At 70.1% G+C, this 14,971-nt stretch carries 13 protein-coding genes and 1 pseudogene; 7 read left to right on the top strand and 7 right to left on the bottom strand.

Annotation, left to right across the window (positions count from 1 at the left end; all coding sequences use genetic code 11):
• Positions 1-100 precede the first annotated feature (100 nt).
• Entirely contained in the window at positions 101-1,564 is a 1,464-nt protein-coding gene (locus ABTX18_RS33495; protein WP_352126574.1) for an amino acid permease, read from the bottom strand.
• 710 nt (positions 1,565-2,274) lie between these two features.
• On the opposite strand from ABTX18_RS33495, the gene ABTX18_RS33490 reads away from it, so the two are divergent.
• Positions 2,275-2,421 carry a hypothetical protein gene (locus ABTX18_RS33490; protein ID WP_352126573.1) on the top strand — a complete coding sequence of 49 codons (147 nt, stop codon included), beginning with the start codon at positions 2,275-2,277 and terminating at the stop codon, positions 2,419-2,421.
• Between the two features lie 24 nt (positions 2,422-2,445).
• Positions 2,446-2,853, top strand: a complete 408-nt coding sequence (locus ABTX18_RS33485) for an FhaA domain-containing protein (RefSeq protein WP_352126572.1) — start codon at positions 2,446-2,448, stop codon at positions 2,851-2,853.
• A 287-nt stretch (positions 2,854-3,140) separates the two neighbouring features.
• On the opposite strand, the gene ABTX18_RS33480 is transcribed toward ABTX18_RS33485, so the two are convergent.
• Positions 3,141-3,575: a hypothetical protein gene (locus ABTX18_RS33480; RefSeq protein WP_352126587.1), complete on the bottom strand. Its 435-nt coding sequence runs from the start codon at positions 3,573-3,575 to the stop codon at positions 3,141-3,143.
• Here ABTX18_RS33480 and ABTX18_RS33475 point away from each other — a divergent pair.
• A pseudogene (locus ABTX18_RS33475) lies at positions 3,531-3,968 on the top strand (SDR family oxidoreductase); the annotation flags it as partial. The gene ABTX18_RS33480 and the pseudogene ABTX18_RS33475 overlap by 45 nt on opposite strands.
• Before the next feature lie 214 nt (positions 3,969-4,182).
• Positions 4,183-5,088, top strand: a complete 906-nt coding sequence (locus tag ABTX18_RS33470) for an NADP-dependent oxidoreductase (protein ID WP_352126571.1) — start codon at positions 4,183-4,185, stop codon at positions 5,086-5,088.
• A gap of 605 nt (positions 5,089-5,693) precedes the next feature.
• On the opposite strand, the gene ABTX18_RS33465 is transcribed toward ABTX18_RS33470, so the two are convergent.
• Complete coding sequence (locus tag ABTX18_RS33465; RefSeq protein ID WP_352126570.1) at positions 5,694-6,083, bottom strand: RidA family protein; 390 nt, start codon at positions 6,081-6,083, stop codon at positions 5,694-5,696.
• A gap of 102 nt (positions 6,084-6,185) precedes the next feature.
• Here ABTX18_RS33465 and ABTX18_RS33460 point away from each other — a divergent pair, with 102 nt between their 5' ends.
• Positions 6,186-7,088: a LysR family transcriptional regulator gene (locus ABTX18_RS33460; protein WP_352126586.1), complete on the top strand. Its 903-nt coding sequence runs from the start codon at positions 6,186-6,188 to the stop codon at positions 7,086-7,088.
• On the opposite strand, the gene ABTX18_RS33455 is transcribed toward ABTX18_RS33460, so the two are convergent.
• The 4 genes from ABTX18_RS33455 to ABTX18_RS33440 all read right to left on the bottom strand — a co-directional run bounded on the left by ABTX18_RS33455 (position 7,036) and on the right by ABTX18_RS33440 (position 12,348).
• Complete coding sequence (locus ABTX18_RS33455; protein ID WP_352126569.1) at positions 7,036-9,021, bottom strand: amylo-alpha-1,6-glucosidase; 1,986 nt, start codon at positions 9,019-9,021, stop codon at positions 7,036-7,038. The genes ABTX18_RS33460 and ABTX18_RS33455 overlap by 53 nt on opposite strands.
• Positions 9,018-10,409, bottom strand: coding sequence for an MGH1-like glycoside hydrolase domain-containing protein (locus ABTX18_RS33450; protein ID WP_352126568.1), 1,392 nt, complete (start codon positions 10,407-10,409; stop codon positions 9,018-9,020). The genes ABTX18_RS33455 and ABTX18_RS33450 overlap by 4 nt, the downstream gene beginning before the upstream one ends.
• Positions 10,406-11,206 (bottom strand): TIM barrel protein, encoded by an 801-nt coding sequence (locus tag ABTX18_RS33445; protein WP_352126567.1) that lies wholly within the window; start codon positions 11,204-11,206, stop codon positions 10,406-10,408. The genes ABTX18_RS33450 and ABTX18_RS33445 overlap by 4 nt, the downstream gene beginning before the upstream one ends.
• Positions 11,207-11,301: 95 nt before the next feature.
• Positions 11,302-12,348, bottom strand: a complete 1,047-nt coding sequence (locus ABTX18_RS33440; RefSeq protein ID WP_352126566.1) for a zinc-dependent alcohol dehydrogenase — start codon at positions 12,346-12,348, stop codon at positions 11,302-11,304.
• 139 nt (positions 12,349-12,487) lie between these two features.
• Here ABTX18_RS33440 and ABTX18_RS33435 point away from each other — a divergent pair, with 139 nt between their 5' ends.
• Both ABTX18_RS33435 and ABTX18_RS33430 read left to right on the top strand, forming a co-directional pair.
• A complete protein-coding gene (locus ABTX18_RS33435) occupies positions 12,488-13,891 on the top strand; it encodes an ABC transporter substrate-binding protein (protein WP_352126565.1) in 1,404 nt (467 codons plus the stop codon).
• A gap of 37 nt (positions 13,892-13,928) precedes the next feature.
• Complete coding sequence (locus ABTX18_RS33430) at positions 13,929-14,909, top strand: carbohydrate ABC transporter permease (protein WP_352126564.1); 981 nt, start codon at positions 13,929-13,931, stop codon at positions 14,907-14,909.
• Positions 14,910-14,971: the final 62 nt, after the last annotated feature.

The following is a 14,971-nucleotide window of genomic DNA, read 5'->3' as shown; positions in this document are numbered from 1 at the left end:
CCGCATACTGGATGTATTCGGGCGTTTCGACAACGCGGCGAGGTGCCGTAGCTGTCGTCGCGCGCCCGCCAGGAATTGCGGGACAGCCCTTAGGGGCGGATCACCTCTCCGCGGAGGCCAGACGGGAACGACGTATGCCGTACGCGGCGTAGAACACGAGGCCGACAGCCATCCAGGCACCGAACACGATCCAGGTGTCCACGTCGAGTGTGTACATGCTGTAGGCGCAGAAGAGGAAGCCCAGAACGGGGAAGAGCGGACCGAAGGGCACCTTGAACGTGCGGTCCATCTCGGGCCGTTTGTGGCGCAGCATGACCACGGCGATGTTGACCAGGGCGAACGCGAAGAGCGTACCGATACTGGTCGCGCTGACGAGCTTGCCGAGCGGGATGGCCGCCGCGAGGACACCGCAGAAGAGCGAGACGATCACCGTGTTGACACGAGGCGTTCCGGACTTGGGGTGCACCTTGCCGAAGACCTTGGGTACGAGGCCGTCGCGGGACATCGCGAAGAGGATGCGGGTCTGGCCGTAGAGCACCGTCAGGACCACGCTCGCGATGGAGATGACCGCGCCGCCCGCGAGCAGGGTGCCCCAGAAGCCCTGTCCGGTGACATCGTTCATGATCGCGGTCAGGGTCGCCTCGGAGCCCGCGAACTTCCTCCAGTCCCACGCGCCGACCGCCACGGCGGCGACGAGCACGTACAGCACGGTGACGATGACCAGGGAGAGCATGATCGCTCGCGGAAGGTCGCGCTTGGGGTTCTTGGCCTCCTCGCCGGCGGTGGAGGCGGCGTCGAATCCGATGTAGGAGAAGAAGAGGATGGCGCCCGCGGCACCCACGCTTCCGATACCGAGCGGCATGAAGTCGCTGTAGTTGCCCGACTTGAAGCCCATGAAGCCGATCGCGCAGAAGAGGACGAGCGAGGCGATTTTCACGAGCACCATGATCGTGTTGGCGCGAGCGGACTCCTTGGCCCCGCCCAGCAGGAACATCATGGCGAGCAGGACGACGATCAGAGCGGGGAGGTTGAATATGCCGCCGTCGCCGGGGGGTGCGCTGAGCGCCGTGGGGAGGGTGACGCCGAGCGTTCCGTCGAGCAGTTGGTTGAGGTAGTCACCCCAGCCCACCGCGACGGCCGCGACGGACACGCCGTACTCCAGGAGCAGACACCAGCCGCAGACCCATGCGACGAGTTCACCCATCGTTGCGTAAGCATACGAGTAGGAGGATCCGGCCACCGGAATGGTGCCGGCGAGTTCGGCGTACGAGAGGGCCGAGAAGAGCGCCGTGAGTCCGGCGAACACGAAGGCGAGCGTGACGGCAGGGCCGGCCTTGGGAACGGATTCGCCGAGGACCACGAAGATTCCGGTGCCGAGCGTGGCACCGATGCTGATCATGGTCAGCTGCCACATGGAGAGCGAGCGGCGGAGGCTGCCGCCCTCACCCTGTCCACCCTCGGCGACCAGGCGTTCCACCGGCTTGCGCCGGGTGAGGGCGGAGAGCACGGATGACTTCGGCGTGGGCGCCGTCGTATCGGGCGCGACTGTGCCTTGGTCCAGCACTGGGGGACTCCTTCATCGCTGCGGGTCAGTGGACGGGACCTGCGGCGGTGACACGGGCGTCACGAGAGAGACCCGAGGGGGATGGGGAACCGCCGAGCAGACGGTCGCCGCCACTCCTGGTACGAGGCATGAGCCTAGGCCCCTGAGTTCGCGCTCGTAATGAAGGGTTGTTGCGCATCGGCGGATGATCATTGCGCATTTCCGGTACCGGCGGGGAAACATTGTCCCGCACCGCATGAATCGACACATCGGGGTGTCCGGGGTGTACGGGCTCCGCACGTGGGCAGGCGCTCCTTATGTCGGCTGACGCACTCGGTGGGTCAGCCGGCGCCGTCACGGTCGGAGGCGTCCATGAGCCGACCGCCCCCTGGGGGCTTGCACGTGCGGCCCGGTCCGAGATCGGAACCCCAGGTTCCGGCCGCCCGGCGTTGCTGGAGTCCCGGGCCGTTGCACGCGCCCCGGTGCGGCTTCGTGGTGGTGGACCCCGGGTTCGCCGAGCAGTCGGCTTCCGCGGCCGCTGATCACGGAGCCGTTGTTCATGGCGGGGACGTGGTTCGCAGCTGGTAGCCGTCGACGGACTGGATCGTGTCGCCGCCGGTGCCCGGGTTCACGGAGTGCGGGTCGCCGACGATCCCGTTTCGTGACGGCGCGCGACATACAGGCGGTGGCCCCCGGCAGGCGGGCGGCACACGGTTCGAAGGAGGAACACCATGTCCGGATTGGTTACGCGCATCAAGCAGTTCTCCCGCACCCCGCGGGGACGCCGAGCGATCGCGAGCGCCCGCCGCGCCGCCGCGGACCCGCGCAGGCGCTCCCAGGCCCGCGGCCTCATCGGTCGGTTGCGCGGGCGCCGGTGACGGGGCGATCGGGAGGGCAGGCGGATGGTCAAGGGAGGACTGACACGCTGGGAACGGACCCTGGAGCGCTGGGAAAGCGCTCTGGTCCCCAGGACCCATCAAGACGAGCCCGTCGAACTCCTCGACGCGCTGCGGCGGGAGTGCGATTCCCGGGCCGTCGTGTGCAGCGAGAGCAGAGTGGTCGTGCCCAACGCCTACGAGGTGGAACTGGACGCCCGCGTGCACGAGGAGTTGGTGCGGCAGACCGGCGGCGACGTGGGAGAGGCCCTGACCGACGACCTGGCACGGCACGGCGAGCGCATGGGATACGAGTGGGTGGGGCCGCTCACCCTGCGTGTCAGTCCCACCGATCGCCCGTCCGGTGATCCCTACCGGGTGAGCAGCACCCCCATGCCGCACGTGCGTGCGGACGCCTTCCCGGCGGAAAGCTGATCCTCGCGGTGGGTCCGGCCGTTACCCGATGTGGGCCGCAGAAGTCGGACCTGGCGCGTCGCGGCAACCGGACAGCCTGAGTTGTCCTAACGGCATTTGGTGGACACGAACGTCGACAACGCGGACCGGCAGGTGCGGCTGAGCTTCCTTGGTTGACCAGGCTCGGTCCCAGACGTCGTGCCGCCGAGTCTCCCTACCTGCGTGCGCGAACGGAGGGAGACTTGAGGCGCCACGCACCCGGTGACCCGCCCGAAGCCGGGCCCATGGTTCCGCGATGAGAGGGGCCCTTACGACGGTCTCGTCGCGGCCGCCGTGGACCGCAGGGGTGCCGCCCGGTCCGCGAACACCCCGGGCGTCACGCGCGTGCCGCCGTCTGCGGCACCCGGAGATCCGCGACGTGGTGCCCGAGGGTGCAGACGAAGACCGCCCCGCCCCCAGCGGCGCGTCCACACCACGGGGAACTCGACGGGCCCGCCCCAGGGGTCGGCCGGGCCCGGCGTGAGCACGGACGTGGCCACGACGGTGTTCAGGGAGTCCGTGAGCACCCAGTAGTGCTCGGTCTCCACGTCGTAGTCCGCGATGCCGTCGGTGATCCCGCCGTCCCGGTCCGGCGCTGCGGCGACCCGCACGGTGAACTCCTGGAAGCCGTCCGGATGCCACAGGACGCGCCCTCCGACCGCACCACTCGGGCCGCCCTGACCTATCTGCGCGCCTCCCGCCATGCTTCCGTCGTCAACGTCTGTTCCATCGCCGCCACCGCCGGACTTCCCCAGCGTGCCCTGTACTTCGCCAGCAAAGGAGCCGTGCTGTCCCTCACCCCGGCACCCCGGCCATGTTCGCCGACCACATCCGCGAGGGCATCCGCTTCAACTGCGTCAACCCCGGCACCGTGGACACCCCCTGGGTCTCGCGCCTTTGCGACGCGGCCGACGCCCCCGGTGCCGAGCGCGCCGCTCTCCATGCCCGTCAGCCGCACGGCCGACTCGTCACCGCCGATGAGGTCGCTACCGCCATCACCCACCGGCCGGCCCGCTCGCGGGCTCGACCCTGGTTCCGCCCTGGCCGTCGACGGCGGCATGGCGGGCCTGCGTCTGCGCCCCGCCTCGGACGACTGACCACAGTCTCTGCCACAGACCGAGTCCAGCCTCGTCCGGAACGTGCGCATCACCGACGGGCGAAGCTGACGGCGCACACCTCAGTGGCGCACGCCCACGCTCATCCCCGACCGGACGGCAGCGGAGGCTTGCACCTCACGTCAATGTCAGGTTCTAGGGTGACGAGCGTCGGACGAACACGTCTTTCCGGCTCGTCGAAGTAAGGCAGACCATTATGCGCGCAGCCCGGTTCCACGAATACGGCGGAGCAGAGAGCCTCGTGATCGAGCAGGCCCCCGACCCCCACCCCGGACGCGGTGAGATCCGTATCCGCGTCGCGGCGGCCAGTGTCAACCCCATCGACTGGAAGCTGCGCGCCGGCGCCCTGCATCAGCTGATTCCCCTGGAGCTGCCCGCCATTCCCGGGCGCGACGGCGCCGGTGTGGTCGACGAGATCGGCGACGGGGTGCAGGGAGTGAGCATCGGCGACCGTGTCTTCGGACTGGGCGGTGTCACCGGGGCGACCGCGGAGCTGCTCATCCTCTCGGCCTGGGCGCACACCCCCGCCACATGGAGCGACGAGCAGGCCGCTGGTGCAGGTCTCGCGTCAGTGACCGCGATGGGTGGACTGAACGTGCTCGGCGCCCTCGCGGGGCGCACCCTTCTCGTCGAGGGCGCCGCCGGAGGCGTGGGCAGCGCGGCGGTGGAGATCGCGGTAGCGCAAGGTGCCAATGTGATCGGGACAGCCAGTGAACGCAACCACGAGTTCCTCACCGCACTGGGCGCCGTTCCCACCACCTACGGCCCCGGCCTCGCTCAGCGCCTCACCACCCTCGCTCCGCACGGCGTCGACATCGTGCTCGACACCGCGGCCTCCGGCTCCCTGGACGACCTCGTCGCGATCACGGGTGACCCGAAGCGCGTCGCGACGGTCGCCGACCACGCGGGCGGGCAGCGCCTGGGCACGCATGTGGTCAATGCGGAGAACGATTCCGCTCTCCTTTCCGCGGCCGCGGACCTGGGCGGGCAAGGCCGTTACACACCACGCATCGATCGGACCTACTCCCTGGAGCGGATCGCGGACGCCCACGCGCACGCCGAGCGCGGACGGACCCGCGGAAAGATCGTGATCTCCATCTGAACGGGCCGATCCGTATCGGAACAGGCCCACGAGGTGGGTAACTCGCAACATGCGGGCCTGCGGGGCGGACCGTGTCTGATACATACCCCAGTTCTGCGAGGTATGGGACGGGGCATAGGTGTCGGTGGGGAACTGAGGGAGGCTGCTGGTCAGTAGCGGGGCGGTCTGCAGGCGTCATTCACGGCGACCGGGGGCCTGGCGGCTGTGCGGCCGCCGGGTGGCCCCGACCGCCGCCGCAGCGGTGGCGTGGCGCGGCACGGGCCTGGGATCCAGGCGCTGCCAGCAGCTGCGGGTCCTATCGGCATACCCTCAGCCCCTTGGGTATTGCGCAAGTCTCAACAGCCGCACTTGCCAGTAGGGACCAGCACTCAGCACATCAAGAACTCTGCACGTTCCTTCGTGCGCGGCTCTGCGCGTTCACGTGAACGCCGACAGCGTGCCTTGATCGGTACCGGGAGCCGCGGTCCCGAACGGACCGATCCCCATTGATCCTCGGCAAGCGGCCTGCCCCTGTTCGGGCACCGCGCGATGGTCATTCCACCGTCCGCCCGGCAGCACGCCGCGGGCACGGTGGCTCGTTCACCCGGACCGGACGACGTGGGCGGCTACACGGTGATCCGCCGGGCATCCACCTCGATCTCGATCTTCATGCGGGGATCGGCGAGGCCGCACATGAGCATGGTGGCGGCCGGCCGGACCTCTCCGAAGGCGCGCCGCAGTACCGGCCAGCAGGGCTCGAAGTCGGCACGGTCGGGCAGCAGATAGCGCACCCGCACCACGTCGGCGAAGGTGCACTTCGCTTCGGTCAGGGCGGCCTCGATGTTGCGCAGGCACTGCTCGGCCTGCTCCACCACGTCGTCTGGGATCGCCATGGTGGTGTAGTCGAATCCGGTCGTCCCGGATACATGAACCCAGTCGCCGTCGACCACGGCGCGGGCGTAGCCGATCTGTTCCTCGAACGTCGAGCCGCTGAGGATGGAACGTCGCTCTGTCATGCGCCGAACGCTAAATGGCCAGCATTGATACGTCTCATACTCTTGCAGGCACGGGGTGACATCTCTCTGCGTATGGACCGCCCTGAACTTCCCCTTCCGTAACTGCACGCCTTCGTCGTGCTCGCCGAGGAACTCCACTTCGGCCGTGCCGCCACCCGCCTGGGCATCGCCCAGCCGCCCCTGAGCCAGCAGATCCGCCGCCTGGAAGACAAGGTCGGACATGCGCTCTTCAGCCGCGACCCCGGGCGCATCGGCCTCACCCCGGCGGGCCGGGAGCTCCTCCCCGCCGCCCGGCATGCCCTCGCCGGCCTCGCAGCCGGCCTGACCGCAGCCCGAGAAGCCGGCAGCGGCAGGGCCGGCCGCCTGCGGATCGGCTTCGCCGCCTCCCTTGCCCTCACCGTCCTGCCCGGCCTGCTGCGAACCTTCCGGGAACGATTCCCCGCTGTGGACCTGGACATCCAGGAGATGACCACCACGCCGCAACTGGCCGCTCTGCGCGAAAGAACGATCGACATCGGCCTGTTGCGCGAACCGCCTGCCCATGACGCGGAACTCGGATTCGAGACCGTGCTGACCGAACCGTTCGTGGCCGTCCTGCCCTCCTCGCACCGACTCGCGGCACAACGAGCCGTGCGAGTCGAGCAGTTGGCCGACTGCCCCTTCGTGCTCCTGCCTCGTGCCGTCGGCCCGCCGCTGTATGACCAGATCACCGACTTGTGCACCGCCGCGGGCTTCACGCCCCACGTGTCTCAGCACCCCGTGGAATGGCAGACCGTCTGCGCCCTGGTAGAAACCGGGCTGGGCGTGTCACTGGCCCCGGACAGCATCCGCCGCATCCGCCTCAAGGGCGTGGCCTTCCGTGGGATCGAGCCCGGCACCGCGCGCACACGAGTCGCCGTCGCCTGGCGCAAGAACGACGCGAACCCCCTGGTCCCACGCCTCCTGGCAGCTCTCACTCAACATCCGCCGCACAGGCCGGGCCCGGGCCCTGCTTCAGCGCCGTGAGGATGGCCAACGGCGTGGCCGCTGCCCATGCCTGCGGGGAACAGGAGTGGGGATAGGGCACCGGGCGCGGGTGGTCGGTACGGCCGTAGCCCGCCAGCACCTCCGGAAGCCGGTCCCCGTGGTGCACCGCCGCGTCCAGCAGGCCCAGCGCGAGCGAGCGGGCCTCATCCGCCAGTCCGCAGCGGGCGAGTCCCAGCGCGATCACGGCGTTGTCGTGCGGCCAGCAGCTGCCGCGGTGGTACGACAGCGGGTGATAGCCGGGCTGCCCGGAGGCCAGGGTGCGGATGGCCCAGCCGGAGAAGAAGTCGGGTTCCAGCAGACGCCGGCCCACCCGGTGGGCATGAGCCCGGTCGAGGATCCCCGACCACAGCAGGTGTCCCGCGTCGGAGGCGAGGGAGTCGACCTGTCGTCCGTGGCCGTCCAGCGCGAGCGCGGGGAAGCCGGGGCCCGGCATCCAGAAGTCCCGCAGGAAGCGGTCCCGCAACGCGGCGGCGGCCGTGGCCAGTTCGTCGGCCCAGTCGGCGTCACCCCAGACCGTGCGGGCCAGCCGGGCGGTCCGGATCAGCGCGTCGTACGCGTACCCCTGGGCCTCGGCCACCGCGATCGGACCTTCGGCCTGGGTGCCGTCCAGGAAGCAGATCGCTCCGGCGGAGTCCTTCCAGTTCTGGTTGACCAGCCCTCCGGCATCGGGCGTGTAGACCAGATATCCGCCGTCGTCCAGGCCGCCGTCCCGGAACATCCACGCGACGGCCGCGCGGGCCTGCGGTTCCAGCCGTGCGGCGAGGGTGGCGTCGCCGGTGGTCCGGGTGTAGCTGTCCAGGAGCACCAGGAACAGGGGGGTCGCGTCCACCGAACCGTAGTAACAGCCGTACGGCACCTGGCGGAAGTGGGCCAGTTCACCGTGCCGGATCTCATGGACGATACGGCCCGGCTGCTCACCGCGGTACGCGTCGTACTGTCTGCCCTGCGTCGCCGCGAGCGCGCCGAGTGTGCCCGCCGCGAGCTCGGGCCGGTAGGGGAGCGCGAAGAGGGAGGTGAGCAGGGAGTCACGGCCGAAGAGCGTGAGGAACCAGGGCACTCCGGCGCCCGGGACCGTCAGATCCTCTCCGCCCGGCCCGACGGCCGGCACTCGCAGCCCCGCGAGGTCGCGCAGCCCCTGGGCGCACGCGGCCGCCAGTCCCGACGGTGCGTTTTCCGGCATGGGCAGGGGTTCGTCACCGACGAAGGCCGCGATGCGGGCCGCACGGTCCGCGGCCGCCTGTGACGGCACGACTGCTGATCCCGTGCCGACGGGTGCGCCGTGTGGCAGCGCCCTGACCGTCAGCAGGATCTCCGCCGTGCCGTGCGCGGGCAGTTCCAGCTGCCATTCCAGCCGGTGGGCGGTCTCCTGCCCCTCGACCGGTCCGGCCGCCGACGGTGGCGGCACCGCCGATACCGTCGTACGGGAGAGCCAGTCACCGCGCGAGTAGGCGAAACCGACTCCGTCGGGCCGGAGCAGAGCAGTGCGACGGGCACCGTCCTTGTCGTACCGCCGCCCGTCGGAGCGCAGTTCGAACTGGTCGGCGAAGTCGCAGTCCACACTCAGGCCGACGCTTGCGGTGGTGGCCTCGGTACGGTTGCTGACGAGCAGCAGCCGCTCCGTGAAAGCGCCGGAGGCGAGGGCTTGTTCGCGGAAGACGGTGTACGCGGGAGGCTCGTCGCGCGTGCCCGGTGGGGTCAGCACGCAGCGTGCGGAGTCCTCGCCCGCCGACGGGACGAGCACGCCCGGCGCGGCGCCGCCGACGGTCAGGGACCACAGGCTCAGATGGCGCGCGTCACGCAGGAACAGCCCGTCGGGTGAGGTGCCATGGCTGCCGGTGATGCCGCCGTCCGCCCCGACGACGGCGAACGCGCCGTCATGAACCAGCGTGGTCACGCCTGCTGTGCCGGTCATGCCCGTACCCCGATCGACAGGCCGTCCCTGGGGGAGGGATCCTCCTCGGACCGGGCGGCGGCCAGCAGGTCGAGGGTGAGGGCAGCTGTCCACCCGAAGTCCCGGGCGCCCCGGGGCTGCCCTGTGAACGGGTCCACGTACTCGGCGAAGCCGCCGGCCTGTGCGGCCGCCAGCATCGAGGCGCGCAGCCGGTCCGCCGCGTCCGTTCGCCCGTATTGCCGCAGGCCGCGCTCCAGCAGCCAGTTGGTGTTGAACCACGCCGGTCCGCGCCAGTAGCGGGACGTATCGAAGGCCTGGCCGGTGACATCGTACGAGGGTGCCATCGGGAGCCTGCCGAGCTGGAAGGCGTCCCCCGCGGTCGTGGCGGCCAGTGCCTCCACCACTTCCGCGGGGAGCCCCGGAACGATGAGCGGGATGATCCCGGCGACACTGCGTTCGGCTATGAGGTGACCGCCGACGAGGTCGCGGCTGAGGAACATCCCCTCGGCGGGCGACCACAACCGCTCAACCAGCGCCCCGGTCAGGCGTGTTGCCCGCTCCATGTGCGGCCCGGGGTCACCGCCTGTCTCGGCGGCGATCCGGGCGAGTGCGTGCTCGGAGACGATGAGCAGCGCGTTGACGCAGGGATCCTCGACGGCGAAGGCGTGGTCGGCGCCCCTGTCCGCGTACCCGCCGTCGCGATAGTCGGCGGCGAGGCGGACGTAGCGCCCGTAGTCCAGGTCGGTCGGGCGCTCGGCGGACTGCCCGTGATCGAGGTCGGCGCGCCGGTAGGAGCCGGGGGCGGCCGGGGCGATGCGCTCCAGGGGGCCGTCCCAGCACGGACTGTTGTCCATCCCGGGTTCCCACGGGTGCACCATCGCCGCAAGGCCGCCGCCGCCCAGATCGCGCGGGCCCGTGAGGTAGTCGTGCCAGGCCGCGAGGCGGCCGTACACCCGGGGCAGGAAGCCGCGGCGGCGCGAGGTCTCGGGGTCGGCGCAGTGCACCAGCCAGGCGGCGAGCGCGTGCACCGGCGGCTGCACGATCCCGGAGGTCTCGATTCCCGCCGGGGCACCGGCCACCGCGCCGGCGCGGGAGGAGCGCCAGAAGTCGGGGCTGGGGAAGTAGGCGTCGAGGGGCACCGCAGGACTGAACACGATGTGCGGGACCCGCCCGTCGGACCACTGGGCGCCGAGCAGCGTCTCCAACTCGCGCTGGGCGCGCCGCACCGAGAGGTGGCGCAGGCCGATGGCTATGAACGCCGAGTCCCAGCTCCACTGGTGCGGATACAGACCGCGGGAGGGGACCGTCGAACCACCCGTCCAGTTCGCCAGCAGGACCCGCGCCGCGCCGCGCCGAAGGGTCAGGGCATCGACGGCGGCGGGCGCGGGGGTTTCGAGCAGCGAGGTCATGCGCCGGACCTCCGCAGGAACGCGGGGATGGAGCGGACGGCGGAGACGGGGTCGCCGGTCAGCCGGCATTCGACGGCGAGGTAGCCGTCGTAGCCGATGCTGTGCAGAGCGCCGAGCCAGGCCGGCCAGTCCAGGTGACCGGCGCCCGGCTGGAACCGGTTGGAGTCGCTGACCTGGGCATGGCCGACGTAGGGGGCGGCGGCGAGGATCGAGGCGGAGGGGTCGGCCTCCTCGATGTTCATGTGGTAGCTGTCGATGCCGATGCGGACCGAGTCCAGACCGACCGCGCGGATCAGGTCGACGGCCTGGTCCAGGCGGTTGACCATGTGGTCCTCGTACCGGTTCAGCGGTTCGAGATAGAGGGTGACGCCCTCCTGCCGGGCGTGCTCGCCCAGCTCGGCAAGTCCGGCGAGCAGTACCTCGCGGTCCTCCTCCTCGGTGCGCGGCGGCTCGAACGGCGGCAGCCGCCGCGAGAACATTCCGTACGAGGCGGGGGTCTGCACACCGACCGCTCCGATCTCGGCCGCCACGCTGAGCTGCGACTTCATCTGATCCAGCGCGTCCCGGCGCAGACCCTCGTCGAACGCCGCGAAGAAGTGCAGCATGTCGACGCACACGGTCGGCATGACGACACCGTCGGCGCGTGCCTGCTTCAGTTCGGGCAGCCGGTCGCGGAACCGGAAATCGCCCGCGGAGCGAAGTTCGATGGCGTCGTAACCGGCGTCCTGGGCGAACGCCCACTTCTTCTGGAGGGTGTCGCCGGGGAGCAGCTGTTCCTGGCAGGCGGACTTCAGCATGAGGGGCCTTTCGGCGCTGACAGGCAGCGCTCGGGGTGGTGTCGTCAGGCAGGTGACGGAGGGAAGGCGGTACGGGACAGCTGCCCCGGGGGTGCTCAGAACTCCAGGACAACCTGGAGGGCGTCGGCGGGCCGCTCATCCAGCAGCACGTAGGCATCGGCCGCCTCTGCCACCGGAACGACGTGGCTGACCAGGGACTTCACGTCGACCAGACCCTCGGCGACGAGGGACAGGAAGGTCCGCTGGAGGCGTTCGACGGTCCACCGGCCGGCGAGCTGCGGGGGGACACCGCCGATCTGCGAGCAGATGAGCTGGACGCGGTTGTGATGGAACTCATCACCGAGGCGCAGGCCCGCCCCATCGCCCTGGTAGAAGCCGGACGCGACGACCCTGCCGCCCACGGTCACCGAGCGCAGGGCCTCGTGCAGCGCCGGGTACACGCCACTGATCTCTATGGCGACGTCCGCGCCGGCGCCGCCCGTGGCCTCGCGGATGCGCTCCGCGACGGTGTCGGTGCGGGCGTTGAGCGTGTGACGCGCGCCATACTCCAGGGCGGTGGCCAGGCGTCCGTCGAGCGCGTCCACCGCGGTGACCCGCGCGCCGTTGAGCTGGGCCAGGCGCGTGGTGAGCAGGCCGATGACGCCCTGTCCGAAGACGGCGACGTCCTCGCCGAGGTGGATGTCCGCCGCCAGGACGGCGTTGTACGCGATGGCGCCGACCCGGGCGAAGGCGCCGGCCAGCGGCTCGACACCGGCGGGCAGGGTGTGGCCCACCATGCGCTCGGCCGGCACGATGCCCTCGCTGCGGTGGCCCCAGATGCCCCACACCAGGTCGCCGGTGACCGGCATTCCCGGCGTGCCGGCCAGCTCGGGGGAGACCTCGGTGACCTCTCCGACCTCGGAGTAGCCCCAGCCGGCTACCGGATATTCGATGCCGGCGGCGCCGTCGCGGAACATCCGGGCCTCGGCGTCCCAGGTCCGGGTCAGATACGGGTTCGTGCCGCGGTAGGCGGTGAGTTCGGTGCCCGCCGATATGCCCGAGTAGCGGGTGCGGACCCGCAGATGGCCGGCCGGCAGGGGAGCGCTCTCGTGCTCGGCGACTTCGACCTGACGAGGGCCGACGAACTGGACGACGCGTTCCACGGGAAGCTCCGGATCTGGGTGGAGGATGAGCGTTGCTCGCTTACTTGGGTCGAAGATATCTCACAGTTATGTCTTGTCAATAAGCAAAAGTGATGCTGAGATGCGTACTGAAAATGCGTAAGTGGCGTGAGGAAGAGGCATGGTGATGAGGACCACACGGTCGAGGGCGACCCTGTTCGGGCTCGCCGCGACCCTGGCCGCAGGCCTGCTCGCGGGCTGCGGCAGCTCCGGTGCCGAGCAGAAGCCCGACAACCGGATCACGGTGTGGTCGCAGGAGAACCTGCCGCCACGCGTGGCGGCGACCGAGAAGGTCATCGGCCGGTTCGAGCGGGAGACCGGCGTCAAGGTCGACCTGGTCGGCGTGGACGAGGCACAGCTCCCGCAGCTGATCATGTCCGCCGCCGCAGCCGGCAAGCTCCCGGACGTCATTGGCGCCGTCCCCATGGGACAGGTCTGGCAGATGTACGGCAACGGCCTGCTCAACACGAAGGTCGCGGACCGGATCGTGAAGGACCTGCACCCCGGCACCTTCAACGCCAACGCGCTGTCGCTCACCCAGGACCGGGGGACCCGGCTCGCCGTCCCCTCCGACGCATGGCTCCAGCTCCTGGTCTACCGCAAGGACCTGTTCGCGAAGGCCGGCCTGCCGGCGCCGGACAGCTACGGCGACGCGCTGAAGGCGGCGGCCTCCCTGGACAAGGACGGCCGGGACGGTATCTCCCTGGCCACCGACCCCTCGGACGTCTTCACCCAGCAGAGCTTCGAGGACCTCGCACTGGCCAACAACTGCGAACTCGTCGACGACGCGGGCGAGCCCGCCCTCGACTCGCCCGCCTGCCGGGTGGCCTTCGCCGCGTACGACGACCTGGCGCGGGAGCATGGGGCACCCGGCACCCAGAGCGTGGACACCACCAGGGCCACCTATTTCTCGGGCAAGTCCTCCATGATGGTCTGGTCGTCCTTCCTCCTCGACGAGCTGGCCGGGCTGCGGTCCGACGCCCTGCCGAGCTGCCCGGAATGCAGGAAGGACCCGAAGTTCCTGGCCCGTAACACGGGAGTCGTCACCTCACTGCAGGGCCCCGACGGCAAGGAACCCGCCCAGTTCGGCGAGATCACCTCCTGGGCCGTCACCAGGACCGCAGAGGCCGGAGCCTCCCAGAAGTTCATCGAGTACATGATGGGCAAGGGCTACGAGGACTGGTTCGGCATGGCCCCCGAGGGCAAGATCCCCGTCCGCACGGGAACCCCGCAGGCCCCCGGCTCCTTCCAGCGGGCCTGGCGCGCCGGCGTCATGGGAGTCGACCACCGCGAGTCCCTGCAGAAGGCCTACCCGTCCGCACTCCTGGACCAACTCGTCAGCGGCGTGAGCGACATGAAGCGATGGGGCCTGGCCCAGGGACAGGGCGCTCTCGTCGGTGCCACCAACGGCGAACTGCCGGTCGCCAAGGCCATCGGAGCCATGACGAGCGGGCAGCTCTCACCGGACGAGGCCGCCAAGGAGGCCGACGACGAAGTGACCGCCCTCCAGAAATCCCTCCAGTAGCCGCACCGGCCGATCCGTCACCGAGGTAACCGATCCCATGAGCACATTCCAGAGCGGCGCGACGAAGCGCCGCAGCCGGCCACAGACCGCCAGCAGGCGGGAGAACCGCGCGGGCCTCGCCTTCGTGACCCCCACCTTCCTGGTCGTCCTGGTCGTGGTGATCCTGCCGATCCTGTGGACCGTCCTGCTCGCCTTCCAGAACGCCAAGCTCGTCGACATCCAGGAGAACGGCCTCTTCGGCCGCTGGACCCTCGACAACTTCGAGCAGGTCTTCGGCTCGCCCGGATTCTGGAGCAGCCTCGGCACCACGCTGCTCTACACGATCGGCGCCACCGCGGGCTCCGTGATCCTCGGACTGATCGCCGCCCTCGCGCTGCGCAGGCCCTTCCGCGGCCGCGGCGTCCTGCGGGCCGCGATGCTCCTTCCGTACGTCGCGCCCGTCGTGGCCGTCTCGTTCGTCTGGGAGGTCGCGCTCAGCCCGCAGTACGGGATCGTCAACGAATGGGGCCGGAGGCTCTTCGGCTGGGACGACCCGATCGCCTTCCTGTCCACCCGGTCCTACGAAGTCGGCCTGTTCGGGCTCCACTTCGACATCCCTCTGGCGCTGCTGACCGTCATCGCCTTCGAGACCTGGCGCTACTTCCCCTTCGCCTTCCTCTTCATGCTGGCCCGCCTCCAGGCCGTCCCGGGCAGCCTGGAGGAGGCCGCGGAGGTCGACGGAGCCACCATCTCCCAGCGTTTCCGGCACATCCTGCTGCCGCAGATGATGCCCGTCATCGCCCTGCTGTCCGTCCTGCGCTTCATCATGACGTTCAACAAGTTCGACGACATCTACCTGCTCACCGGTGGCGGATCCGGCACGGACGTCGTCGCCGTGCGCGTCTACGACTTCCTCACCTCCCGCTTCGACGTCGGAGCGGCGTCGGCACAGGCCCTCGTGCTCGCCGTCGTCCTCATGGCCCTGCTGGGCATCTACTTCAAGTTCTTCGGCAAGAAGGTTCAGGAGGAGTCGGCATGACCCCCGCCCCGTCCGCGACCCGTGAGCGGACGACCGCGCCCGCCCGGACCGCTCCGCCCGTG

This window comes from Streptomyces sp. NPDC096323 (assembly GCF_040302845.1).
Classification (GTDB): Bacteria; Actinomycetota; Actinomycetes; order Streptomycetales; family Streptomycetaceae; genus Streptomyces.
This window is presented reverse-complemented; position numbering and strand designations above follow the sequence as displayed.